At 39.1% G+C, this 25,469-nt stretch carries 26 protein-coding genes; 16 read left to right on the forward strand and 10 right to left on the reverse strand.

The features are described 5' to 3' along the window. Positions 1 to 96 precede the first annotated feature (96 nt). The 3 genes from HPY28_RS19100 to brnQ all read right to left on the reverse strand — a co-directional run bounded on the left by HPY28_RS19100 (position 97) and on the right by brnQ (position 4,049). Positions 97 to 1,689 (reverse strand): sensor domain-containing diguanylate cyclase, encoded by a 1,593-nt coding sequence (locus HPY28_RS19100; protein ID WP_174231180.1) that lies wholly within the window; start codon positions 1,687 to 1,689, stop codon positions 97 to 99. Positions 1,690 to 1,879: 190 nt separating this feature from the next. Next, complete coding sequence (locus HPY28_RS19105) at positions 1,880 to 2,527, reverse strand: 2OG-Fe(II) oxygenase (RefSeq protein WP_174231181.1); 648 nt, start codon at positions 2,525 to 2,527, stop codon at positions 1,880 to 1,882. A gap of 175 nt (positions 2,528 to 2,702) precedes the next feature. Next, positions 2,703 to 4,049, reverse strand: a complete 1,347-nt coding sequence (brnQ, locus tag HPY28_RS19110; protein ID WP_174231182.1) for a branched-chain amino acid transport system II carrier protein — start codon at positions 4,047 to 4,049, stop codon at positions 2,703 to 2,705. Positions 4,050 to 4,827: 778 nt separating this feature from the next. Between brnQ and HPY28_RS19115 the strand changes: the two genes are divergently transcribed. From HPY28_RS19115 to HPY28_RS19130, 4 genes are all read left to right on the forward strand, one after another. Beyond that, the gene (locus tag HPY28_RS19115) at positions 4,828 to 6,306 is read left to right on the forward strand and encodes a hypothetical protein (RefSeq protein WP_254613158.1); all 1,479 of its coding nucleotides are present in this window, start codon (positions 4,828 to 4,830) and stop codon (positions 6,304 to 6,306) included. Between the two features lie 184 nt (positions 6,307 to 6,490). Beyond that, positions 6,491 to 6,907, forward strand: a complete 417-nt coding sequence (locus HPY28_RS19120; RefSeq protein WP_174231184.1) for a DUF6220 domain-containing protein — start codon at positions 6,491 to 6,493, stop codon at positions 6,905 to 6,907. Continuing rightward, positions 6,904 to 7,527 (forward strand): DUF2306 domain-containing protein, encoded by a 624-nt coding sequence (locus HPY28_RS19125; RefSeq protein ID WP_174231185.1) that lies wholly within the window; start codon positions 6,904 to 6,906, stop codon positions 7,525 to 7,527. Before HPY28_RS19120 ends, HPY28_RS19125 begins: the two co-directional genes overlap by 4 nt. A gap of 497 nt (positions 7,528 to 8,024) precedes the next feature. Further along, the gene (locus tag HPY28_RS19130; protein ID WP_174231186.1) at positions 8,025 to 8,720 is read left to right on the forward strand and encodes a hypothetical protein; all 696 of its coding nucleotides are present in this window, start codon (positions 8,025 to 8,027) and stop codon (positions 8,718 to 8,720) included. A 623-nt stretch (positions 8,721 to 9,343) separates the two neighbouring features. Here HPY28_RS19130 and HPY28_RS19135 read toward each other — a convergent pair. The 3 genes from HPY28_RS19135 to HPY28_RS19145 form a co-directional block, all read right to left on the reverse strand. Next, on the reverse strand, positions 9,344 to 10,405 hold the full coding sequence (locus tag HPY28_RS19135) for a hypothetical protein (RefSeq protein ID WP_174231187.1): 1,062 nt from the start codon (positions 10,403 to 10,405) through the stop codon (positions 9,344 to 9,346). A 217-nt stretch (positions 10,406 to 10,622) separates the two neighbouring features. Beyond that, complete coding sequence (locus HPY28_RS19140) at positions 10,623 to 11,309, reverse strand: restriction endonuclease (RefSeq protein ID WP_174231188.1); 687 nt, start codon at positions 11,307 to 11,309, stop codon at positions 10,623 to 10,625. Positions 11,310 to 11,599: 290 nt separating this feature from the next. After that, a complete protein-coding gene (locus HPY28_RS19145; protein ID WP_371813511.1) occupies positions 11,600 to 11,713 on the reverse strand; it encodes a flagellin in 114 nt (37 codons plus the stop codon). A gap of 330 nt (positions 11,714 to 12,043) precedes the next feature. On the opposite strand from HPY28_RS19145, the gene HPY28_RS19150 reads away from it, so the two are divergent. After that, on the forward strand, positions 12,044 to 13,393 hold the full coding sequence (locus HPY28_RS19150; RefSeq protein WP_174231189.1) for a hypothetical protein: 1,350 nt from the start codon (positions 12,044 to 12,046) through the stop codon (positions 13,391 to 13,393). Positions 13,394 to 14,029: 636 nt separating this feature from the next. Here the strand turns inward: HPY28_RS19150 and HPY28_RS19155 are convergent. Next, the gene (locus tag HPY28_RS19155; protein WP_174231190.1) at positions 14,030 to 14,662 is read right to left on the reverse strand and encodes an HNH endonuclease; all 633 of its coding nucleotides are present in this window, start codon (positions 14,660 to 14,662) and stop codon (positions 14,030 to 14,032) included. 157 nt (positions 14,663 to 14,819) lie between these two features. Between HPY28_RS19155 and HPY28_RS19160 the strand changes: the two genes are divergently transcribed. Next, positions 14,820 to 15,965: a DNA-methyltransferase gene (locus HPY28_RS19160; RefSeq protein ID WP_174231191.1), complete on the forward strand. Its 1,146-nt coding sequence runs from the start codon at positions 14,820 to 14,822 to the stop codon at positions 15,963 to 15,965. A gap of 121 nt (positions 15,966 to 16,086) precedes the next feature. Here HPY28_RS19160 and HPY28_RS19165 read toward each other — a convergent pair whose 3' ends face one another. Then, positions 16,087 to 18,330: a hypothetical protein gene (locus HPY28_RS19165; protein ID WP_174231192.1), complete on the reverse strand. Its 2,244-nt coding sequence runs from the start codon at positions 18,328 to 18,330 to the stop codon at positions 16,087 to 16,089. Between the two features lie 16 nt (positions 18,331 to 18,346). Further along, positions 18,347 to 18,736 (reverse strand): hypothetical protein, encoded by a 390-nt coding sequence (locus HPY28_RS19170; protein WP_174231193.1) that lies wholly within the window; start codon positions 18,734 to 18,736, stop codon positions 18,347 to 18,349. A gap of 980 nt (positions 18,737 to 19,716) precedes the next feature. Between HPY28_RS19170 and HPY28_RS19175 the strand changes: the two genes are divergently transcribed. Beyond that, entirely contained in the window at positions 19,717 to 20,121 is a 405-nt protein-coding gene (locus HPY28_RS19175) for a hypothetical protein (protein ID WP_174231194.1), read from the forward strand. A gap of 108 nt (positions 20,122 to 20,229) precedes the next feature. Next, positions 20,230 to 20,436: a hypothetical protein gene (locus HPY28_RS19180; RefSeq protein ID WP_174231195.1), complete on the forward strand. Its 207-nt coding sequence runs from the start codon at positions 20,230 to 20,232 to the stop codon at positions 20,434 to 20,436. Positions 20,437 to 20,582: 146 nt separating this feature from the next. Here HPY28_RS19180 and HPY28_RS19185 read toward each other — a convergent pair whose 3' ends face one another. Then, complete coding sequence (locus HPY28_RS19185; RefSeq protein ID WP_174231196.1) at positions 20,583 to 20,936, reverse strand: helix-turn-helix domain-containing protein; 354 nt, start codon at positions 20,934 to 20,936, stop codon at positions 20,583 to 20,585. Between the two features lie 194 nt (positions 20,937 to 21,130). On the opposite strand from HPY28_RS19185, the gene HPY28_RS19190 reads away from it, so the two are divergent. From HPY28_RS19190 to HPY28_RS19225, 8 genes are all read left to right on the forward strand, one after another. Then, the gene (locus HPY28_RS19190; protein WP_174231197.1) at positions 21,131 to 21,616 is read left to right on the forward strand and encodes a hypothetical protein; all 486 of its coding nucleotides are present in this window, start codon (positions 21,131 to 21,133) and stop codon (positions 21,614 to 21,616) included. Positions 21,617 to 21,744: 128 nt separating this feature from the next. Further along, a complete protein-coding gene (locus HPY28_RS19195) occupies positions 21,745 to 21,912 on the forward strand; it encodes a hypothetical protein (protein ID WP_174231198.1) in 168 nt (55 codons plus the stop codon). A gap of 119 nt (positions 21,913 to 22,031) precedes the next feature. Beyond that, positions 22,032 to 22,472, forward strand: a complete 441-nt coding sequence (locus HPY28_RS19200; RefSeq protein ID WP_174231199.1) for a hypothetical protein — start codon at positions 22,032 to 22,034, stop codon at positions 22,470 to 22,472. Then, complete coding sequence (locus HPY28_RS19205) at positions 22,469 to 22,714, forward strand: hypothetical protein (RefSeq protein WP_174231200.1); 246 nt, start codon at positions 22,469 to 22,471, stop codon at positions 22,712 to 22,714. The genes HPY28_RS19200 and HPY28_RS19205 overlap by 4 nt, the downstream gene beginning before the upstream one ends. Before the next feature lie 70 nt (positions 22,715 to 22,784). Continuing rightward, positions 22,785 to 23,336 (forward strand): JAB domain-containing protein, encoded by a 552-nt coding sequence (locus HPY28_RS19210; protein ID WP_174231201.1) that lies wholly within the window; start codon positions 22,785 to 22,787, stop codon positions 23,334 to 23,336. Continuing rightward, positions 23,324 to 23,476 (forward strand): hypothetical protein, encoded by a 153-nt coding sequence (locus tag HPY28_RS19215; RefSeq protein ID WP_174231202.1) that lies wholly within the window; start codon positions 23,324 to 23,326, stop codon positions 23,474 to 23,476. The genes HPY28_RS19210 and HPY28_RS19215 overlap by 13 nt, the downstream gene beginning before the upstream one ends. A 627-nt stretch (positions 23,477 to 24,103) precedes the next feature. Then, positions 24,104 to 24,592, forward strand: coding sequence for a hypothetical protein (locus tag HPY28_RS19220; RefSeq protein ID WP_174231203.1), 489 nt, complete (start codon positions 24,104 to 24,106; stop codon positions 24,590 to 24,592). A 330-nt stretch (positions 24,593 to 24,922) separates the two neighbouring features. Further along, complete coding sequence (locus tag HPY28_RS19225) at positions 24,923 to 25,402, forward strand: hypothetical protein (RefSeq protein ID WP_174231204.1); 480 nt, start codon at positions 24,923 to 24,925, stop codon at positions 25,400 to 25,402. The last annotated feature ends 67 nt before the right edge of the window (positions 25,403 to 25,469 follow it).

A 25,469-nucleotide genomic window follows, 5' to 3' on the forward strand; every position in this document is an offset into this window, starting at 1 on the left:
AATATATCTCTGAATTTACTTTTTTAGCACCGAACAAGTGATTTTTTTTTTCAAAAAGAAAGAGGCGCTCTCTCGCCTCTTCGCTCCTCATATAGATTACTCCACTTCCGCTATCATTGTTTGGTTCCTACCCGATCTCTTCGCTTTGTACATGGCCTCGTCAGCTACATGCATCAGATCTTCAGCAGAAACAGCATGGGAAGGATAGTGCGCAATACCTTGTGACACGGTTAGCGGCTGCCCGATTGGATTTGTACTTGTTTCTAAGGTATGGCGTATTCGTTCGGCCACCTGATAGGCCTCCTCCAAGCCAGCATGGGAAACAAGGACAACAAATTCCTCACCGCCAAAGCGACTGCTCACATCTTCGGGCCGAAGTGATGAAGAAATCATTTTCGCAAAATGTTTCAACACCTCATCTCCAGACTGATGACCATACGTGTCATTAATGGATTTAAATCGATCAAGGTCCATCATTATAAGAGAAAAAGGGATTTGCTCCATCATCCATTTTTGCATGGTTTCCTCGAGTGTTCTTCTGTTTGTTAGCCCTGTCAACGGATCTGTTCGCGCATCATGAGCCAACTGATCTGTCTGTTTTTTGATATCGTTTAATGTAAAGCGAATGGCTCGAGTTAACAGCTCAGCCTCTCGATTCCAATGCTGTTTACCTTCCGAGAACTCAACCTCTTCTCTACCCGCCTTGCTCACAAGATCGGCCAGGGATACGAAAGGCCTTGCTACTTTTCGCGCGAGCCCAATCACAACTAGCATTAATAATAGAAAAGGAGGCAGTGTATACAACAAAACGCGTTGAATATCACGATTTACTTGTTCATAAACAACACTGATATGCGACACGACAACGACACCCCAGTCGTTCTCTGGAACCTTCACGTAGGCGGCCAATTCCGTCTGTCCCCTCAAGTTGACGATCTGTTCATAGCCACTTTGCCCTTGAATGAGCTTGTGCACGGCTGGATTGGCACTGATATCCTCTCCGATCCGACTTGCATCACGATGGAACAACAAATGACCGTTTGATCCTACGATGTAGAAAGATGAACCTAGCTCGTCCGTTGGGTTGCTCCCAAGGATCGTATTTAAAATGTTCTCTTCATGAAGATAAATCGTTCCTCCGATAAAACCGCGGTAGATTCCGTCCTTATCGAAAATAGGCTCGCTAATAAGCACAACGAGACGTTTCGAGCTTGCAGTAATATATGGTACAGAAATATAGGGCTTTTTTAATGCCAAGACCGTTTTCGCCGCTTCCGTTCTCAAATATGTTCCTGCTGTACCAATTGATTCGGGAGACACACTTCGAACAAGTCCAGTTTCATCCACCACAGTAATCGAATTAAAATAGTTGTTTGTACGACGTATCAATTCAAGCTTCGCATGTATTTCATCTGCATTCATCGCATTCATATCGGAAAAGATGCTCGCCGAATGCTGTAAGCTACTCCGCATGGATTTTATCAAAGTGTCTATGGTGTGACTCATTTTAAGTGCACTTGTGTGATTTAAGGTCAACGTCGTCTGAATCAGTGCCTGTTTTTTGGATTGATAGAATGAGATAAGTAGGATAGTAACAGTCAGTACAACGGATAAAGAGACTAGTCCTGTTAAAAGTGTCACTAGACTAATCTTTTTCGAGTGGTTTGCTTTCTTCTGTAAGACAGGCATCGGATGCCCCCTTGTATTTAGCATATAGCTATTATGCAATAAATAACAAATAGTCTAACACTTGATAATATTCGTTTCAAGTATATAAGGAAGTTCAAGCAGACAACTTTTGGCTTGAGGACATAAAAAAGCCACCTTTGTCAGGTGGTAGTTTTGTTTATGAATTTTGTGGGACACTGGACATCATTATCTAGGAGACCCGAAAGCTTTGTCTTCTCATCCACATCGTTGCGACCCACTTTTCCCCATGGATCACTTGTGTCCCTGCATGCAAAGTGAACTCGTTTAATTCTTGATTGCTATAAAAATATTCAAAGTAGACAGCCATGCCTTTGGTAGGGAAAACAGATAAATTAAGCAAAGGGAACACCGTTCCTCCGCCTTGCTCCACATCATTCAAATACATTACGAGCGTACTAATGCGATTGTTCGTACTTGCTCGACTCGTTTCTGCAAAGAAATCATAATGGGGTTTATATTCTTGGCCAGGGGTATATCGTAGAACTTGCAAGCCATCACCATGCTCAATCGGAATGTTCATGATTTGGGAGATACGCTTCTCGATTCTTGTAATCGTCTCCGTCTGCTCGCAAAACACCCCGCTGCTCGTTCGAATAGAATTGACTGAACGATCTTCGCCTATTTTTGAACGTTGCAATCGTTCTCTGGAATGTTCGATTAGCTCATCGCATTCGCAATCGCTAAGCACATTTCCTAACACGACAACCAGTGGTTCCTCATACTTAGCAAGAATTCGAATCTCTCGATCTTCTGTCTTGATCCTATTTCCAGTATGATCAAAAATCGTCCGTTCTTTCTCTGTCGTGTGCCCTTTCACCCTATGCACCCCATATATATGACATCCATCGCAAAAAATAGAATACCATAGAATGGGTAATTCCAATCTGTAAACTTTAGAAAAATAAAAATATTTTTAACTCTCACTCGATGCTGATTGACTTATGAACAAAACCCGTCTCCTATATGGTAAGAGACGGGTTTGTAAGTTATTTTCATGCCTCTTTTTGTTTTTGAACGTGATACGTATTCTTCCGGAATACACTGATCATGTATCCGCATACCCCGCCTATAAAAGAAGGCAGCAACCAGCCCAAACCTACGTCATACAGTGGTAGGTACTGAGTAAAATAATGATAGACAACACTGTTTTCGAGTCCAGCAGCCTTTAAGCCATCAAACAGACTAATCAGAAAAGTGAAAAGTAAACTTCCTTGATACACTTCTGGTCTGCCATTGAATGCTTTGTGCAGAAACGTCAAGAAGAGTAACGAGATCGCAATCGGATACATGGTCATTAAGATCGGAACGGAGACCTTAATGAGTTGCGTTAATCCAATATTGGCAACGAGTGTACTGAAAACAGACAAAATAACCGCGAATTTTTTGTAAGAGATCTTCGGAAACCATGCATGAAAAAAGGAAGAGCAGGCTGTAATAAGTCCTACACTAGTAGTCAAACATGCCACTGTAATCATTAATCCCAATAAAATGGCACCATAAGAACCAAAGTAGTAATTCGAAACTTTCGCCAAAACTTCAGCGCCATTTTCTAAGTGGCCCAACTTTTCTACACTAGAGGCACCCATAAAGGAAAGTGCGGTATAGAAAAGTGCGAGAAGTAAACCGGCTATCATTGTTGCTTTTGCGCACGCAGCCAATACTTGTTTTTTGGCAGTAACTCCCTTTTCTTTAATCGCATTCACGATGATCATTCCAAAAACAAAAGCTACAAGCGCATCCAATGTTAAATACCCTTCTTGAAAACCCTTGAAAAATACATGGGATGTGTAATCTGCTTGCGGGGCTTGAAGGGCTCCAATTGGATAAATAATAGCCGTTACTGCAATAATTCCAATAAACGTTAATTTAATTGGAGTTAAGATTTTTCCGACTACATGGATAATTTTCATAGGATTGAGCGATAAGAAGCAGGCAATTGCGAAAAACAGGATGGTAAATAGAATCAGCGGTGCCGGACCTGCCTGTTCTGATAGGAAAGGCTTTACCCCAATATCAAACGATACATTGCCTGATCTCGGTATCGCAAAAAACGGACCGATTGCTAGATATAGAACAATCGTGAATACCATTCCGAATACGGGATGCACGCGACTGGCTAAAGAGCGCAAGTCGTCTTTTCCCGAATAAACAAAGGCTGTGATCGCTAACAAAGGTAACCCGACCCCTGTAACTAAAAAACCTGCATTGGCTATCCATACATTTGTTCCTGCTAATTGGCCAAGCATGGGCGGAAAAATTAAATTACCCGCTCCAAAAAACAAAGCAAATAACATGAATCCTATCGTAACTACAAAAGAAAATGGCGCTTTCTGTGACACAAAAATCCTCCTAATTGTTCTCTATCTCTCATTCATAAATGTTCATTCAGATGGTTGCTTACCCAACCCTCATTTATTCATTCTGATACTATACTCTAAATAAACATTCTTTTCAAACATACATAACTCAAAGTACCGCTCCGCTTGCAAGAGAAAGACACTCCAATCGCTATAAGCTCAGTTACTCCAAGTTGCCGGAAATCAAGCTTACACCCCTGATACAGTTTACTACAAGCACCCCTATTGTCGCAGCAGGAAGTACCTTCCCTGGAATAAGCCGCCATTAACCAAATTTATATATTTCAGAAAATATTTATTTTTCTTAACTTGAAATGAATTGTCAATTTTCCTTATAATTACAATTAAGCCTTTTGTTGATAGAAAGGTCATATAATTCTACCTCTATGGAAAGGAGATGTAAACTCATGAAGAAGGTCGTAAAAGTAGCAGTAAACAAGAACAAACAAGTGCAAGAAATGAAAGCGCTGAAATGGCGTGTAGTTGTTGATGTGTGCTTGTAAGAGAATCAAAAAGCATTCGTGATTTCCATAAAATTATAAAAACTAGGAAGGACGGGATTGCCGATGAAAAAGGTAGTGAAAGCACAACTTTCTAATAATCAAAACGTTCAAGAAATGAAATTGCTTCCTCTTCCAATTTTAACAATTGCATGTAGAATGTAATCAATTGTTCAAGAGCACCTCGTGTGCTCTTGAATTTTTTGCATAAAGTTCTCACTTTCCAGGCAGTAAGCAAACATGACAGGATGGTGCAGTTTATGAATCAAGCGCATTTGTTGGAAAGATATCATCAGTTGAGAGAGCTTGCCGAGGACGCAGACGCATGGCTAGAATCAGAGATCGGTTCCGATCTATGGGTGGATGGAATTAACGTATTTTTAACGGTATCACCAGAGGATTTTATTGAGGGACTTGAGCAATTCGAGGGTAACTACGGTTTTAACAACCATGGAATTGTAAGCGATATACGTCAATTTCAACGTTTTTGTAGAGAAGCAGCAGCGGATGGTGAATTTCCTTTATATCAGGCTCTAGCAGTTGGGATGACCTGGTTAAGCTTGCAGTCTCAAATAAACGGCGGCTATTTCAATTTGCCCGTTCAAATTACCAATCACTCCATCGCTTTGTTGTTAAGCCCAACCTATTTAGCTGTTTGGGCACATAGTTACAATGAAGGGATTGGATTATACTTAGATCTACATTCGACGCTACCAACATTATTCCGACCAGAACATGGACGGATCTATCAAAATGCAGGATCGTATTTGGAAGGAAGTCACATCAAGTTTCCTTTTCAAAACTACTTCCACGAAATTGCTCATATCCTCTTCTTCCATGACGTCTACCAACGTGTACTGGGGAGCGAAGATGAATGCAGAAGCTACTGGACACATATCGAAGCATGCATTTATGGACTTGAGGAGCAGGTGCTCGCTGAAATGATGGAAGTGCAACCAGATTTGCATGCCATTGATGATGGATTCGGAAGTAGTAAAGGATTCGAGGAGTTCATCTCTTATCGATTTGGAATTCTCGGTGCTTTAGAGGATAGATCGATACCAAAAGACACGGTTCGAACGTACATCAAAAGAAACATGCAATTAGGCGAAGCGAATGAAAACATCCCTGATAATGAGGTAAAAGCGAGGATTCTTGCTAGTCATAAGCTAGATGAGGAACAATTACAAGAACTCGATACTCACTGCAAGTCATTTGCTACGGCATTGCAGGTACATAGCTTGTGGGGAATCAAAAGCTATCAACGAAACTCGATTCCAGCGTTTCGTGAAGTGGTAGAGTTACTCTCTCCTGATGCGTACTGCCTGCAAAAACTCGAAGAATCTCTGCGACCAGATTCATGGAGTACATTAGAAGATTTGTTATCGAAAAATCCTTTTGTTGAGATATGCTCTCAAACAAGAGAAAAAAATATTCAAGTATGGAACTGGCGCGATACCCTGTCTCGATTGGCAGAGATGCGCGGATATTTGGCAAACGCTAATGAACCTGGTTATGGCGAGACCAATCAAGAGCTATTTGGGATAGCGAAGCGTTTAGCGAAGGTAATTCACGAGGAGAAACAAAAAGTGGGCCTGGAAGAGCAGTATGAAATCCAGTACGCCGACATAAACCGAGAAATTAGCGAATCATTAAACCGATTGCCAAACGTGGAAGTACGCGATCATTTGCACAATCTTCTCTCCAAACCGTATTACTTTGTGTTAGAGCCCAATTAATAGCTGAACATGAGTCAAAGACCGGCGATATTTACTATGTTGGTCTTTGTTTTTTTATGCATGTGTACATAATTCGTTATGAGGTTCAGATTTTATCCTTTTTTTAGAAATAGTTTAGGGTTTGTTTTGAACTCGCGTTTAGGATGGGGGTAAGACAAATTATTCAGATGGGAGAGGTTTTTACATGCTTGAGATAAATGAGATGATTCCCCTTCCCCCTCCTCGTGTGAAAATATGGAGGTACATGTTTATTGTCCTCGCATGGGTGTTTTTTGCTTTCATTATTGTTCAGGTATCACTGGCAGGTCTTGGACTGTTCGTCAACGGAGAACATTGGGAACTGCATAGAACCCTGGCTCACTATTTTGCATGGATTCCAGTCGGCATGTTGGTTCTCTCTTTCCTTGGAAAGCTGCCCGTACATCTTCGTTGGATTTGTTTCGGATTATACCTTATGACCGTTGCGCAGTTCCTTACCGTTATTTATTCCCCTAACTTAGGAATCCTCTCTGCGCTTCACCCTGTTATTTCCTTGTTTCTCTTCTGGGGATCTCTCTCCACCGTAAAAAATACTCATAATTTAGGGGGGAAGAAGGCATGAAACTCCCTAAAATTTGGTGGGTATTATTTCTTGTATCTCTAGTGGTTATCGTTCCATTTCTATTTCCCTATTTAACATTAGATCCTGCAAACAGTCGAATAACGATTATTCCCGGCACTATTCACTATCCTTTATTAGTTGCTCATATCGTTGCTGCTTTCATTGCTCTTCTCACTGGTTTCTTTCAGTTTGTCGACCGAATTCGTCTAAAGAACCCAAGGATACATCGTTTTCTTGGGAGGATTTATGTGTACAGTGTGTTTATTAGCGGACTCCTCTCTTTAGCGAGTATCTTGTATGCAGAAAATTTCATGAAGGCAACAAGCTTCCTTGTCTTATCTTTCGTTTGGCTTTTCACATGCTGGAAAGGGTATCTTACCGCAATCAACAGGGAATTTGAGGAACACCGAAAGTGGATGATTCGCAGTTTTGGAATGACATTAGTTGCCATAAGCGCGCGTCTATTGGTGCCAATACTACTCCTTCTATACTATATTTTTCATGGTTTTTCTCTTCCGCATGGTATGGAAACCGTCATTGGAGAGGTATTGAATGTAAACATTTGGGCTGGTCTCATTCTTAATTTTGTTGTTGTCGAATGGGCTATATTGAAGAAATAGGCTTGCTTAGTCACCCATATGCACGATGGAGTGGTAGCGCAAAGAAGGACTGTCTCGATCGTTGAATCGGGACAGTCCTTCTTGTAGATCGGTTTCGTGAGACACAGCTTTCCCTCACCGAATCAAAAAACGAACGAGGAAAGTAACCTAGAAGTAAGAGTTCCGATGTAGATTGCGTTTGTTTTTTAGTGGCGATGCTCGATTGAATCAACCTTACAAAGTGCTTTTTCTACCAAATCATAGTTGCCGCCATGGAGTTCTACCACTACGGTGATGTAGGCGCGAAGTTTATTGGAAGAAATTTTGAAGCGATCACGAAAAAGGTAATCCATACCATAGGGGTAGGCTCTATGTCTAGGAAGGAGATCGTTAAGCCACCATTAAGTCTATAACATTTTATGGAAATATTTTGAAATAAAACCAAATGATTGAAGGAGCTTAATAAAACAAAAGCGAATCCTAACAGAAAATATTTCTTATGAAAGGGTGTTCTGTTCATGCTTAAAAAAAGTATGGTTTCTGCTTTAGGTCTACTAGTAGTTACCATGTCTCTATCCATTCCTACCAAGGCTACTGAACTCACAACATCTTCTCAGGAAACGTTACTTCAAAATCATTCAACCGACTCTCGTAAAGTATCAAGAGTAACTAGTGTTAATTTTGGAGCTACAAGACAAATTTCAAAATCAACTCCGATTCCTCCAGATTGGGTCATTACAACAGTAATGAGTGACTACTACGTCATCCAATATGTAGGTGGAGCAAAGTTGGGTCAGACAGTACAGACTGCTAGAACGACCCCCATTCCAAAAGACTGGGTGATCACTGTTGCAACAAGTGATTTCTTTGTATGGACGTATGTAGGAGGAGCAAGCTTCGGATATACAATTCAGACCGCAAAAATAACCCAAGTTCCAGAAAACTGGGTGATTACTCTAGCAACTTCAGATTTTTATCAACTGAAGTATGTAGGAGGGGCAAGCTTTGGACAGACCGTACAGACCGCAAAGTTCACTCGAATTCCAGCAAATTGGGTAATCACACAAGCAACTTCGGATTTCTTTGTATGGCAGTATGTGGGAGGAGCAAGCTATGGAACGACCGTACAAACCGCAAAAATTACCCCAATTCCACCAGGCTGGGTCATTACAACCGCTACATCAGACTTTTATATCCTTACTTATAGAGGATAGTGGTAGTTAGAGTAAACATGCATAATGACAATGACACCTACTCGTGAGAGCGGGTGTTTTTTCTCTTCATCTGTCATTGCTATATGTTTACTGTCAACCTGGACTACAGATTATCGTCGTTCTTCTTCATTGACACACCTCAAAATTGCCAAAAGTCTCTCACCCCAGTTTGCCTAGCGACTCCTATAACATTAGGTTTAGTCCAGTATACTTGGGCTGAATTTCTAAAACGCTTGTTATATCACTCTTCCCAATCGCAATATAGAGAGCAGTTCCCTCCCCTCATAAACGCAAAAAACCTACCCTCATCAGGTGGCTTCTTTTATGTATTTGGTGGAGGCGGGGGGATTCGCCCCCCGTCTGACCTTAGCGCCCCGCAGGAGTAAAACGGCGATACATGAGCATCTCCGAGCGCAGTCACTCTTTTATATTTCGGTACCGGATTCGCGGAGTGACGCGCTGACCCGTTACCTAGCCTGATTGATCTTCTTCCTTTGGCTTCAGGCGGAAGCCCCCGGTGTATCCCACTAAAGTTGAGCGCTAGTCATGCCACATGGGCGATGGAATGGCAGCGCCTCACTGGTTATCTTTCTGATTATGTAACTTGAATAAGCTGCTTTTTATTAAACCTCTAGCTCCTTCGTTTTCTTTTCCATATAGTTCGGCCATAAAGTAACAATATAATGACCCATTGTCTGCTTAAAAGTATCTTCGCTAACTTTATACTCTTCTGCTGTAATTGTAATCTTATCTGAGAAACAGGTAGGACAAAAAACAGCTCGATACGGATTATCCCCAAGTTTATTCTCTAATTCAACGAGGTCTTTTGGAATTAAAATAAGATTACTACTACAATTGCAAATAACTTTAACCATTGCAAAATCTGTGCGTCCTGTACTCTTTCGTGGCGGCACTAAATCTTGTCTAATGATTTTATAAGATATTTCAATAGCAGAATAAATTTCCTCCAATCCCTTTGACAACAAATCAGCAATTAATACATGATCGACAGTTTTATCCTTTGGCTCAAATAATATTCCCGTTAAATCCTCTCTTACAAGGTTAACAGCCCCACGTTGCCTTAAAAACTTATAATGTACGATATCATTTCTGATGTCCCTTAACTTAGTCCAAAGATCAGAGTTTGACATTATGATTAGTGGCCTTAAATGATTATCATTTACATACATTTTTTTAAACAATTTAATAACATTATACCGACTCAGATATGAAGTTTTTGGCTGGATCTGTTTCTTAATAAGTGGATTTAGCTGATAAAACTTCCATTTTAATTTTTTGAAATTTAAAAAATTTGTTAATTCCCACTTCTCGCCACCTATACCCGCCAATCTTTTTGCTGGAACCATTTTCAAGTCAAGGTAGGTATTCAATATCTGAAATAGGTGCTCCCAGAAAGAGCAAATTCTAACAATCGCATGTTCAGCGTGAAAACACAACGTCTCATGACTTGTTCCAACATCTCTAAGAGCCAAATAATAACATGTTGAGGTAGCTATCTCTTGTTCAACGTAATCCTTCAGTTGATAAATTAGCATGCTATGAAGTATATCGTCAAATTTTAGTATACCTTCTCTATAGCTTACTTTATTGAATATGTATTTTGCTCTTACTTTATTATATGTGGACTCTATATCTTGATTAAGTACGTATAGATTCAAAGACAATTTCCTTCAATCCCCCCAACTGTTTATAATTCTAAAACAAATATGTAGTAAAAATTGTACAAGGTCATAAGGGCGATGAAGTGGTAGCGTCTCATTGGTTATAACAATGAGAGTAGGTTCCCTTTTTCAATTTTATTACGTAAGCTCCTAATACAACGCTCAATATATTGTTTATGTCTTCTAACTACCACTTCCCGTATGTCCTCCCCTCACATGATTATCTTCTTAATTTCACTTGCTGCTTTCTCCATCGGGTTATCATATCGTGGACGGTTACTCCGTTGATCAATCGTATATTAAGCCGTTCTGCTGCTTCTTGGGCCGCCTTGGTAAAATGACTGGTTGTGATAATCCAGGCATCATAACAACCATGTACTTGTTTACCTGCTTTGAGTCTAAGCACAATATCGTTACCAACGCTTCGTTTCCAGCGCTTGCACTGAACTGCAATTTTATACCCTTCTTTTCCTTTCAGAATCAGATCGACTTCATGATCGCCTGAGCCACCGATACGTTCCACAGAGTACCCTTGATCGTGATAATAGAACTCCATCAATCGCTCGAATTCTGTACCAGACAGCGTTTCTATATCAGCACTCATAATTTCGTCATCTGTTAGTTTTGCTCTGGTTCTACGTTGTTTCTGTGGTGTTACTGTATCCGATGAACCCTTTATCTTCTTAATCACAGCCGACTTGTTTGTCCGATTTACTTGTCTTTTGTAACGTGTCCATATGGTTCCCATTATCTCTGCTAGAAGCACGCCTGCACCGATAAACAGGAAGAAGAAACCCCAGTGTAATCCGGGTGCAACATAAAAGAATAATAGTACAGCCAGCATAACGAATAACCCTCGGAACAGAAATACAATTTGCCGCTCTTCCGCATAGTAGGTTCTAGCCATGAAAGTCCTCCTGATTGTGGAACTGCTTACCATCCACTCATAAGGATGATCTATAAGTAGCGAGCCCATTAGTACAATTTTACCGAAAACCTGACAAACATGTAATCAATTTGGCGAATTCCGTCTCTATTAATACCTATCTTGTAACAATTGAGGGACGATCAAATCTTTTCTATAGCAATTTCGAGCGCAAAAAAGGCATGGGTCATAAGGAACCATACCTTTCAGATCGACCATTATTATTCTGATCTCACAGTAGCTTCTGCTAAAAGTCACCACTTCTTCTTGACTCATCTGAGTAATTGCAGAACTGACCCAGGTGTCTGATTTGCTTGCACCAACATTGTCTGCGCCGCCTGAGTCAGCATATTACCCTTGGTCATCTCCATCATCTCTTTCGCCATATCTAATAATTCACTACATTATTATGATGTGTTCCAATACATTCTGATAGAATGTATACTCTTTAGCGGCATGATGACAAATGGTATTCTAATAAAAGCATCGTTTTTGATGCATGTTAAGTGGAAATAGAGCTAGATTCTTGACATTTTCACGCCTTCACTCCCAATTCAGGTTACAAATTCAACCTTGGGTATAGGTATACTTTATCATGTTGCTCGTGAATTATTTAATTAGTCTGTACACTTTTCACCGTGCCGCAATCCAGTGACAGACAAAATATTTATATTTTGTTTATCTGAACCAGGTAAGGTTTAAAAAGGAGTGTTTAAATGAACAAAAGGGTAGGATCTCTATGGAAAAACAAATCGTTAATAATTGAGTGGATCTTTTTCCTAGCTATCATAATCGGCTTATTTTGGCTTTATAAATCTTGTACACTTTTTGAGATTGGGCGATCAATAGACAATTGGAATCACCAATGGGAATGGTCAATACGCTGGTATGGGTTATTATCAATTTATTGGATTGAAATTGTACTACTTGCGTTTGTATGGGATTTGCTTTGGTATCGCCTTCATATTCAAGTAAGAACTTTTTACAACAAGTTCTCTCATTTATGGATAAAGAAAAAATGGCTTTTAATAAGATTGATCCGGTTCAAATATGGATTCGCCAAACTTCGCCATCATATGAGAATTGCTTTTTATTTCGGAGGATCAAGCAAAAATCGTGTAGAGATGATAGATTATGTTGTTAGTCCTACACCGTTCGATCTGTTTAAGATGGTGTTTTCATTTATTTTAGGTAAAGCTTCAATCCTAGCGGGAATTCTGACCCTGCTCACTTTCAACAATTCAATGTTCAGTACAATTCAAAATACTGTTATTAACATATGGAATCAAAGGGGCAATTTTGTTTGGGATAATTTAGCAAAACTTTCAGCTCTCGTCGTATTTGTGCTTATTATTTTTCTCTGGTATTTCATAAGTCGTCAAGGAATTGTTCGCCGCTCAGTAGCACAAGCAAATCGTAAAAAACTTGAAGAAGTTATTCTACTACATCGCAAACTTTCGCACTATTCTATTGAGATTATCCTTAAGGGATCGGAAAATTTAGAGTATGCGATCGATTGTTACGATATGCTAGTTGACTACTGGACGTACAAAAGGTTTCCTAACGCCTCAAAAGTAGGCTATACAGAGCATCTATGGTATAGGTGGAGTTATCGGGAATCAGAATATTTTATGTTTAAAGATATAGCTGAAATAGAACAATTCACGGAAGAAATTGAAAACATGAATTCACCTGACAATAAGGAAATATCTCGATGGTTTTCAAGATACAAGTACGAATTAAATATTGCATCAGTCAAATTATTATTTTCGAGGATTGAAAAATTAGATCATCTACTTTTTACTAAAAAGGGCTTTGAAGAATTGGTAAAGGTTCCAGAGAAATATTCAAACTCCTTTGACACTGACGTACCAGAGCAAAATAACAGTAAAACCATTCAAGAAGAGCGAGAGTTTTTCAAAAAATATGTGTTGGAAGAAAGAATTATTGAAGGGTTTGAGCTTATCTTTACCTTGTATAGATATTTCGTAGTTCTAGAAAACATACTCCACATCGAATCAGATAAGATCGGACGAGGAATACGAACATTCACTGGAAAAGAATAAATATTCAGGCGGGCAATACCCCGTCTATTTCTCGCGTGGTTATAGGTTTTTGTCATTAACAAGTTTTTATGTATATTTTCATCTCTATTATGGTGCTATGTTTCGCTATAGAGCCCAATTAGATAAAAGCTGTTTCATCTCTCATATCCGTTGCGATAGTCAATGTACATCATGAGCGACTGTCTCGCTATTCATAATCAACACTTTCAATAACTCCAGTTATACCAACACTTTGATACCTCCACGCCCCCCACAAGACTCCGGCAGAAACAAAAAAAGTCACCCTTTCAGGTGACATCTCGCATATGTATTTGGTGGAGGCGGGTCGTGGCGGTTTAAAACCACAATACACCGACGCTTGTTGCTTCGAATGTTTGGAGAGGTGGCATAGTTCAAATTACTAGGAGTTCAGCGTATCATCTAAACAGCGAAATTTCGTCACCAAGACGCACATAAAATATGCAGTTAGAATGTTAACGACTTTTACCATTAACAACACAGTAATTTGCGAGGCTTTTCAGCATATCTCGCTATGGCTAAATTTTATTTGATACCCTTGATTGAGGGCATCCTAATTGGTAGAGATGAACTGACTCGATTTTTGTCTGCCGAAGCATAAGGTCAATTTGTTGTATTTTATAATTTCCCAAAAATATTTTGATTATGATATTTTAAGTAAGCAAAATTAACGGCATGTTGTGGAGCAATAAAAATAGAGTCAGCTTCCAATGGAATCCCACCTAAGTCTAATAAAACATGATGATTAGGGCACACACAAATCATATTCTCAAGGACATCAGGCCCAAAATGCGGTTCTCCCAACGGTATCAAATGGTGGACTTCAGAATAATATCTGTTTTCACGGATACGCATTTTCAACCCGCATATTTGACATGTGTTATCGTAAATTTGTTTAATTTTCTCTACCAGCAATCTGTTTCTCACACGAATAGCTACTTGTCTTTTTAAGCTTACTACTACATTGTTTACATCAAAGGTCATCGAATCTTTGTCATTGTTCCCCAAAACCTTTATGTAATCTGGAATTTCAGAAATACCTTGAGGTACATGTAAATCATGGCCATGCTGTAGATATGGAGATGATTTATACTCTTCAACTGTAGAGAACAAAACGTAGCCATTTCTATCGAAAAGAGCACCTGGAAAGTTCTTTAAATGATGGTACCACTTACCATCATCTCTGTATAAGGCATGCTCTGCACCGACTCCCCAAGTATAATTAAGACCCTTACCGTTGACCCTAGTCAAAACAACTCCCCCTCAGTTAAATAACCAAACACCCCGTACCTCACCACATCTTATTTCATTACAGTAGTCTTTGGTCCCATTAAAAGTAGGTTTCTTTCACAAATCTATTGAATTATAATTAGCTAGATATAATAACATATAAGCAGGTGTAATTACAATGAAAAGAGAATTGCGTTTATTGATAAACAAGTTTAATCCAGCTTTCAAAACTAAATATGGATATGCTTTATGCGAAGATTCTCTAGAAGTACTAAAGAAAATACCTGATGAATCCGTTGATCTGATTATGACTTCACCGCCATTTGCATTATCCAGACCAAAGAAGTACGGGAACGAATCACAAGAGGCGTACGTAAATTGGTTTATTGAAAAATTTGCTGATGATCTTCTTCGGATCTTAAAACCAACAGGAAGCTTAATTGTTGATATCGGAGGGAGCTACAAAAAAGGAGCCCCCGTACGTTCACTTTACCATTTTGAACTCGCGATCGAATTGGTGAAAAGAGGATTCCATCTTGCTCAAGAGTTCTATTGGTTTAATCCAGCAAAGATGCCTGCACCAGTACAATGGGTGAACATCGAAAGAATCAGGGTAAAAGATTCTGTGAACCCAGTTTGGTGGTTTTCAAAGTCAGAAAGACCTAAGGCAGACAATAGGAGAGTACTAAAATCTTACACTAAGAGTATGGAGAGACTGTTAGAACGAGGCTATAATGCTGGGCCAAGAGATTCAGAGCATGTTGTTGGACATAAGTGGTCTATAGATAATAAGGGAGCAATTCCAGAAAATCTTTTCATTCACGCTTGGCCTTTTAGAAAAGAACTTGTCGACACCGAGGAAGTCCATAACATACTAGCTATCTCAAATACTTCATCTAATGACGAATATTCAAGAAGGTGCAGAAAATTTGAGAGGCACAAACACCCTGCACGTTTCCCTCTAGAACTGCCTTCATTCTTTATTAACTTTTTAACAGAGCCAGGTGATGTCGTCTTTGATCCTTTTGGAGGTAGTTGTTCAACCGGTAAAGCAGCTGAAGACCTGGAGAGAAGATGGTTCACTTGCGAGATCGACCCATATTATGTTGAAACGTCACTCCTACGATTCTTTCCTACTTTATGGGTACCTAATAATAACATGATTTCCAGCAAAAATAATTTTCAAAGAAGAGGCGAAAAGGGACGAAAAGAATTCCAAAAGAGATCTGAAAAAAAATCATGTAAAAGGGTTCGAAAACAATTCAAAAGTGTTCCACTTAGAAGATATTTGGTAAAAAAGAAGTCTAACAAACACCTTACTTAGAATTAGTTATCAACGCACTTCCGCTGTCGAACTCTTTGTTTCTTTGATTATTAACTGTCTACATTGGCATCATAAAATCAAGCCCCAATTGGTACACAGAGTAACAACTGGGGCCAGTTTTTTAGTCTTCTGATTGAGTCGATGCGACTTCCATTGAAATGGCGTGCGTCATTTGTATCAACATTTCACTGACAGTTTCCGCCACACGTTGGAGTTCTTTCTCTCGCATTTGTTCATATTCGGCTAAAAACTCATCAGAACCGGAATCTTCCTTTTGATCTTCCAAATTCATCAATATAGCATGATAACAGATGTTCTCAAGATACATATCTTTTAACGTATCAAGTACACCTTCCTGCCTTTTTCTAACAATTTTATTAACCAGACCCGCTAAATGCTTATTTCCGCTAGAAACAAAAATATCAATTGAATCTTCTGATCTGTCCACTTGAGCTACTGAATTTTCATCCCATTGATTGTCTATCCAATATTCATCCCCAAAGTCTACCCATTGCATTGAAATATTTGGTGTTTTAACACTATTTCCTTCCACACCAGCATGTTGTGGTAAAGGTATAACTTCTACAGCTATCGAAACAGAGAGCGTCTTTGAATTTTTTGGGGAGACCTCTAGGGATAACTCGGTAATTTCGCCAACTTGGACAGATTCGTTGATTTCAAAATACGCTGTACCATAACCATTGTTAATATTTGTAACACCTTTAAATTCCCCAAAATTTGAAGGTAATACAGTTCTAAAAGTCTCTTCACTGCTAAAGTAATCCGGATTAGCATTGGTTCTGAAGCGAATTGTAAACCCCCGGCCTGCATATACCTTTCTAGGTGCAAAGTTTAATATTTCAAGCAATGTTGGAGGTTCCGCGACAGGAATTGGAGGAAGTTCGTTTTTCGGTTTTCTCGATTCAGGCGGTGAAACCCTTGGAGAATCCCCTTCTCCACCAACCTTAGTATGAATCTTAACCCTGCTAGCAAGCCTTTTCCTAATATTTTCGAGAGCTTTAGAGTCGGTTCTTTTCAAGTACTTTTCTTTTCTAGTCTTATTCCTATCATGTAGTTCTTCGTCACCACCTAAAGTTGAAATAACCAGAGATTTCAATTCATCAAGAATCGATGTATCTCTCAACGACTCACGAGTACTTGGAAATAATTGCCTGCGCGATTCGTTATCCAACTCATCACAAGTTATTTGAACAATCAAATACTTGTCAAGATATGATAATTTCAATTCATTTTTAATTATTGTATTCGGTAGCTCTCCTTGCTTTTGGCCGTTGAATGTAATTATGAACGGCTTTGAAGCAGTTGTATATTGGTTTATTCTATTGGAAGCGTTATCCCCTTCACCTGATAATAACCACCAATTTATCGTTACCTTACCACTTCTAAACTTCAATGTCGCTCGGTTCTGATATTCAACATTTTCATTTCTTTCAAGCAATCTTGAATTACCACCAACTGTGCGATTATCATGTTCACTTCCCGACCGTCTGTTTTCAATTCTAAACGGGAGCACCGGATCAAACAAATAATGGTGAGCTAAATACCAGAGCGATCTCGTTTGAGCAGTCATTACACTCTTGTATTTACCCAAATCCATAGAAACATGTCTTACTAAGGTTCCACAAACAAATTCTTTGTAGTCTTGTTCTACTTCAAATGTTATCGGATACTCTGTTTTACTATCGACTAAATACTCATAAAGACCGTGCTTATCTGTTTTAATATCTCCAGGATTAAAACGAACAATTGTAGCAGCAATAATTTTAGGATCAAAAATAGAGCGGGATACTATTATGGTGTAATTGGAATATGATAAGGCAGTGGATCCCCCTTGACCAAAAGCCCCAGCTAAAAACATTTTCTTTAACTTGCGACTAGCATTTAGACTAAGAATAGATTGACAGAACTCTTCTGCCTTGATACCTGTTCCCAGGTCTCTTATATCAACAGTTGGCTTATTAGGATCAAGAGAATCGTATAGTGTAACGCTTACCTGCCTACTAATATCCCTATACCCATCTTTTTTAAAGTTATCAATGTTAGATAATTTTCCTCCAGGAATGTTAAACCAAAGCTCAGCTGCAGAACGTGGGGAGAGTACATCTTTTGGTTGACCTAGATCCCACCACCTTCGATCGATTACCGCATCAATCGCATTGGTTACCCTTTCAATAAGGCCTGCTGCTGGATCACTACCTAAATTAATTGTAGCTAGATTGTTTTCCCTATCCCCGACAGCTCTCCACTTTGTTCTAAAGGAATACTTTGTTTGTATAAGAGTCAGAACATTTAATACTTCCGTATCTGTTCGTGCAGATAATATTTCTTTAAGGGCTTCTTGCATAACCAATTAACCTCCTTTAATCTTCCTTCCCTTTTTTTGATTTCTTCTCAGATGTAATCGGATCATCCAAACTAACAACAAACTGATCTTCAGACACAATATCAACATAATACTTCAAAGATTTCGAGACATCGAACTTAAATTTCAACTGTAGGAATTGAATAAATTCACGACATGATATCCGGACGTTTTTTGTTTTTTCATCAATCTGAGGCACACTAAACCCTGAACTATCACCATCTTTCAAAAACTTTACATATAGTTTTTTTGATGAAGTATCGCAACCCAATAGTACACTAGATGCATTTTCAAAATAAATCAAACAACCAGCATTAAAGCTAATACCATAAGATGCAATAGTAATAGATGGTATTGCCTTGTTTGGAGAAAACCATTGTATTGTCATTGTCAAAACCACCTCTTCAATAGATTTTAATATCGTGCTTTTATTATGTCAATATTGTATTTATTTTTCAATAAAAACGTTTTTTATTTTCGGATTTATATACACTTACTTTCCCCATCTCACCTACTTAATCTAGTATCTTAACGAATGACGAGAGTACCTAGTTAAAATTCTCTGGTTCTTGACCTTTGGAGAAGAAAGTTACGCATGAGACGATATTCAAAAATCACGACATCTGCGAAAACGTCCCTGACTCTTATCTTTTTCATAACGAAAATTACCCGGTCAGAGTACGAAAACATACATCAACGTATCGATAACCTCCATAAAAATGTGGCCAAAATGAAAATAATCAGCTTTACAATACAAAAGTGGCAACGGTAATACAACCGTCAATCTCGCTTATAGAACGCAATTTTATACTTATAATCGTTCCGGACGTCTAATGCGATCTAACGTAGTCTCCCTCCTGCTGAAAACACTTCCCTCGACATTTTGAACCTACTCCAAAGGCAAACCATATTCTAAACAGAAGCGTGGAGGTCGATTCAACTGAGGTGTTTTGATTTTTCTCACGTTACGGAGTCAGTCCCGACCTCTGGATTGAGGCTTATTCATTATTAGGTACCTCTTTTTTTCATTCAATAGCTTCCTGAGAATCTCATTTAAGTAAGTGATTAAATTCTCATTGTCCCCCACCTTAGAATATAAAAGAATTGCAATTTTGATCCTAAAGAAGTAATATAGGCTACAAGATGAATACGACACTTCAGCACCGGAGTCAGTGGACAACCTCTACTAGTTGAGGATAACCAAAAGGCAGGACGAAGTTATTTGGTAAAACCTATATATTAGGTTTGGATAATAACGCTGATTACAAAAGCATCTCAAAAATCATTTGGGATATTTTTGTAATGAGTGTTTTTTTGTGTTTATCGAAAGAAGTGCTTCCATAATTCAATTGAAGAGGATGAATGTGAATGACTGAAAATTTACAAATTCTAAGCAAAGCATTACAGGTTAACATGGAAACTAGTTTCATTGAAAACATCAGGGATATTTATCGTCAATACGGTTTTTCTGATCGACAAAAGAGGGCATGCGAACCATTTTTATTCGATTTAACGAAGGAAAACGCTGCTAAAGCATTAGAAATAACACCAAAGGCATGGGTGTTTGTAAGAAACTTCTTAAGTTGCGAAGAGTTGATAGAAGTGATGACTAGAATTGTGGAAAAGAAGAAGCCAAACAGCCAATATCTGAATGTGCTGGTAGGAAATCAATTCTTGGCACCTCTAATTGATCAATTGCTCAAGACATCTTGCGAGGAAAAAATAGAAAGGTGCATTAGAAGACGTAACATGAACATCAAACTACGCAATTAATCAGTTATACTTTCCCCCTTGTTCATTTACGAGTAAGGGCTTTTTGAAACAAAGGAGCCTTTAAACCCATATTATATTCGTGAATATAATCAGAAAGGATTTGAAGATATGTTGTTACCAAATTTGCCGACTAAAACAATGGGTGGAAAAATGTTTTGGAACACCCTAGATTTCAGTAATGGATGGAAATTGCAGCAAAACCTTTTCACTGGACATTTACGTATTCTTGATCAGGACGATGTGAGACAAGCTTGGGGACTTGATGAAAGTAATTTTAGGCATACCTTCCGTAATTTCGTTGAAACCCGTTCCTAGGTTATCTGAACGATCTTTGGTTAAACTTTTCCCTAACATACTAATGATCAAATGAGTATTCTAGAAAATACCTTTTAACCAAAAGCCTATTCTCCCCTACACCTTTTCCAAAGATTAAAAGAAGCGGAAGTGAGTTAAACCTAGACTCACTTCCGCTTTTCAACTTCCCAAGCAAAAACTGCTTTTATAATTGACAAAATAAGAGCTCGGTCAGAAACTGGGCGTTCTGACAACATCACGACAATTTCTCCAAGTTCTGTTTGAGCGTATAAAGGATCCATAGAGTGGAACAATTGCTCCAAAGGAATCTCCAAGCTTCGGGAGATCTTTTGCAGGCTTTCAATAGTCAGGTTCTTCTCGCCTCGTTCAATCTGACCAATGTAGTTGGTGTGCAGACCGGAACGCTCACCAAGCTGCTCCTGACTCAATCCCTTGTCCAAACGAAGAACACGAATTCGTTCTCCTAATGCTTTCGCCAACTGCTTGGTACTTGCTTCCATTCAACCCACCTCCACTCAAGCGTACAAGAGGTGGATTTCGTTTAACACACACTATAAATGTTAATTGACTAATCAATAACATTCATTAGATAATGTAGGAAGATTCTACTAAATTCAAGTGTAATTCCTATGATCCGACAGTCACGAATAGAAGAATAGATAAGGTGATACTCATTAAGGGAGGATGTTCAAGAATGCGAAGCATTGAGGTACTTGAAGAAAATCCATTAACAGGTAACGAAATTGATTTTGAAGAAGTGATAGGGTTTGTCATTATGGCTTCTACTAATCTCGGAATAGCAGAAGGCCATTGGCAGCATCTAGTTAGGGAAATGGTTCTGGAAGTGGAAAAGACCGATTCCCTGATTGCCGAGGAGGCTTATTTCAATCCAAGCTACGTAAAAGATGGATTGATGAGCTTGTCAAAATGGACAGTGACGAAGGCAAAGCTCAGTCATTCCATTGACCGTAAAGAGAAGTTGACTCTAATGGGTGATGGTCGATTAAGTGAAGTATTCGTGACAGAAAAACAAGCTGTAGGTTATATGATTCTGGCAGCAAAGAAACTGCACTTTTTGCATGAACAGATAAAAGCACTAGAAATGGAAGTACATTACCTACTTATCACGACGGAGAGCGAACAGGCGTTAGACGTATTCTTAGACTTCATCGAAAATTAGTAAGCAACGGTGAAGTATTCGTTAAGTTAACGCGACTCTTCTGACTCCAAGAGGAATATCGCGAATCCTCGCTACTCTCCTATCACTCCAACAATCTATAACCAAAGAATAGAAAGGGGTATACACCCATGTTCCAACTCATCGTCGTACTTGTCATTGCCTTTATCATTTTTCGAACGATCCACCGTATCTTTAGCATCACTTATTTAAGTGGCCAAGTTCTCTTCACCATGATTCTCGGCTGTCTGGTAGCTGCGTATGCCGTGGTGGAGTTCTTTCTTTCCCTGATAAATTAACATGGGTCAATCTGAGTATTAATCAATAACAATTGTACAATATCAATAAAAAGTGAGAGAGGCATCTTCCCGAAATAAAAAGGGAAGGTGCCTTTTACTGTTCAAGGAGGCAATCAACCATGCGGCCCATCAAAACGATTCAGGATGTCCGGTTACTACGGGAAGCACAAGTGTTTACCGACACTTTCATCACATTTTTGGAAGGAGAATTTTTGGAACTTAAGGAAGCCTTCGATTTCGATGGTTTAGATGAGGATTTCACGTTGGGCATGCACGGTTACATGTTGGTCTTGGAGAAAGGTGACAATCTGCGTGACTTGTCTATGGTGGGACTGGATCGAAGAATGGGGGGACTATTAGGAAGCCTGCCAGAGTTCATAGAGAAATGGGAGCGCAATGGTGAGTATTGGTTCAAGGTAGTCGTAATCTATTCCAACGAGTATGGCATGGCGTTCTATCTTTCATCAGCAGCCATAAAAGACAATGAGCAAGTCATCTCTTGGTTGGAAGAACAGATTGAAAGAGACGCTATATATCAAATGACGGGGGAAGGAAGATGAACAAAGAAGAGTTGATTCGGGAGTTCAAGCGGGAATTAAAAGGAGGATATCCGCTTTACCTTGAAGATAGACGTATCCTGTATATCATGAACGGGTTACTGTTCATTCGAAAAATCGAGTGTGAAGGCGGAGAAGTTCAGGTCAACATAGATAGAGTACGGGTGATTTTGGACGAACTGGCGAATAAACGCATTCGAGAAATGAAAGAAGCCATTGAAATACAGCGATTTCTCGAAGAATAATCTAAAACGATAAAGATTAAGGGGCTTCTTCTTCAAGGAAGTCCCTTGTTGATAATTGAGGGGAGATTAAATGAACGAAACCAAGATATTAGCTACTGGAAAGAAACCAGCCAAACGGGTCAATATAGTACGTATTCAGATGGTGAGGGAATCAAGCCTTTTGTACCCTCAACGCCGTATTCGGATGGCCAAGGATGCAGCAGGCCTGTTCCAGAAGTTTCTACAAGATACGGATCGCGAGGTGTTCCTATTGCTGTGTTTGTCAACCAAAAATGAACCAACTGCGATTCACACTGTTTCCGTTGGATCGTTAGATAGTTCGATTGTTCATCCCCGTGAAACCTTCAAGGCGGCAATCTTAGCAAACGTCAGTTCCATCATAGTAGCGCACAATCATCCCAGTGGTGACCCTACGCCAAGCAGAGAGGACATCCAGGTGACAAAGACACTTCAGCAAGCGGGAGAACTTTTAGGTATCACTTTTTTGGACCACATTATCATCGGTACTGACGGTACCTATGTTAGTTTAAAGGAAGGCCGGTACATTAAGAATGAAAACGCAGAAGATTTTTTCTTCGGACAGATACGTGACACGGGGAGTTACCAAAGTTGTACCGATTGAACGAATTAATCTGGATACTTGTGAAGCATGTTCTTGAAGGCATGAGTAGAAAACAGGCGATAGTCAGAGTAACAAAAGAACGTGGACTAAACCAAGAAGACTTTCAAGCAACACTGCTGTGGCCGATCAAGCAACGATGATAGATTCAGGGGGGACAGTGGTTTGCCCTTTTTTTCTTTCACACACAGAGAACCCTTTTGATAAAAGTCGATGTCGAGTCGTCGACGACTTCACCACTATTAGGGGATCTAGCTGTTCAACGACGTAAATGTAATCTGGATCTATTAGGTTTGAAAGAACATATTCAAATGAAGAAAATATCTACGGATCAACTGGAGAACGTAGGAATTCCTATCATCTGATGATCAAACCGATAAAAATTTCCATTCGAAGAAATAACAGAAGACGATAGCCTCCCCCCTACGTGACCTGAAATCAGTCAAACTAATGAGTTCAGAGAACCATTTTCCAAAGATAACGAATACTTGGCAACCGAATACGTCCTACCCTCCCCTTACAAGCCACCTTCTTTTGCTGATTGACGATACTTGTCGGGCAAAATGGCACAATAAATATGGATTGTTACATTCCCAGCTACAGTTGGCTTGTAATTAGGCAGTTTATCAATACCTATCAGAGAAAAATAAAATGAATAGCATGTGATAACCGAAATTTGGTAAAACCCGAGTTCGCTCGCCCTTTTGCTGTGCCTAATCTAAAAGTATAATGAAGTCACATTACCTTAACCATCGAAAGGAAAAACTCCCATGAATGAAGCTATTACAAGGTCTCTTGATACCTCAAAAGGGAAAAATATTAAAAAGCTGATCGATAAGTGCCATCAGCTATACGACCTTTGCTCCATCAATATATTGGACCAGAAGCAAGCTAAGAAAGTTATCGGCACTAATCAAGAGGAATTTGACATACTAGTAACAATCCTTACTTCGAATGAACCAATCTCTAAATTATTTCCATTCGATCGAGTGGAACGCACAAAAAAATATGAAGAGACATTGAAAAAGATTACTGATTTCCTGAAGAAAGAGAGGAACTCTCAAACTCGAAAATCTAATGCAGCTACAAAGGAGTTTGAAGAAAGATCTCACAAAATGCTAATGATGGCTTCAAAAAAATCATTAGTTAAACTGATTATTAACAACCTGCCCAGTAGTAAAATCGAGAAAGCTATCAAAATAATTGAAAAGCATCAGAGGAAGAAAAAAAAACCGAATGAACCAGAGAGCGATGATTAACTCACTCTCTGGTTTTTTCAATAATATCAGTTATTTTTTTGTCATATAGATATACAGAGAAAAAAAGAGAATTCTACAGTATTATCATCAAATAATGAGATAAACCACGTAAATCCAATGTAGGATATACATGCTTTTCCTTTCCGGGAGCATATGCTTCCGAGTTACCTACTCGTTATTATTTTCCCCCATTGTAGTCAAAATGAAGATCCCACATGGACATGTTAAATTAATAGACATAAAGCAAGTACTTCAGTTCCAGCGCAGAATCACATCTTTTGTTCTTTGACAGCTGAATACAAGCATCACTCATTTCAAGGAGGAAACCACATGGAAAAATTGAAAATTGCCGTCATCAACAAATGGTTGCTCACAAAAGAGGATACAGCCACTTTAGAAAAGATGGCATCAGAAGGCAAACTCATTTCACAGGATTTGACGACTGCTAAGCTTGATGAACATCATCCAGTTGATCATCCAGCGAATGATGATCAACATCATTTGGTTAAGTTGTTGTTAGAATACGGCACAGAAAAAACCCAGGAAATACCATCGGATATTCCTACTCAGAAACCAATGGAATTTTTAAGTCATGTTGGAAACAGGTTTTGTACAAATACTTTCAAACTTCACAATAACTATCTGGAATTCAGATGCTACGCTGGTGAAGGGCTCCCTGTTGAAAGTGTTAGACATATCATTCATGGGATAAACGAGTATTTCGGTCCAAATATTAAAGATGTTTTACAAGGACTTGAGATTGATAATTATCACGTGACGTTTATTGTAACGCAGATATTTCGTTACTAAAGTCAGATTGATTAGCTCATTTCAGAGTGATTAATATCCGAATATTCCGTTATCCACTGTACTGTCC

The organism is Brevibacillus sp. HB1.2, from assembly GCF_013332495.1.
Classification (GTDB): Bacteria; Bacillota; Bacilli; order Brevibacillales; family Brevibacillaceae; genus Brevibacillus; species Brevibacillus porteri.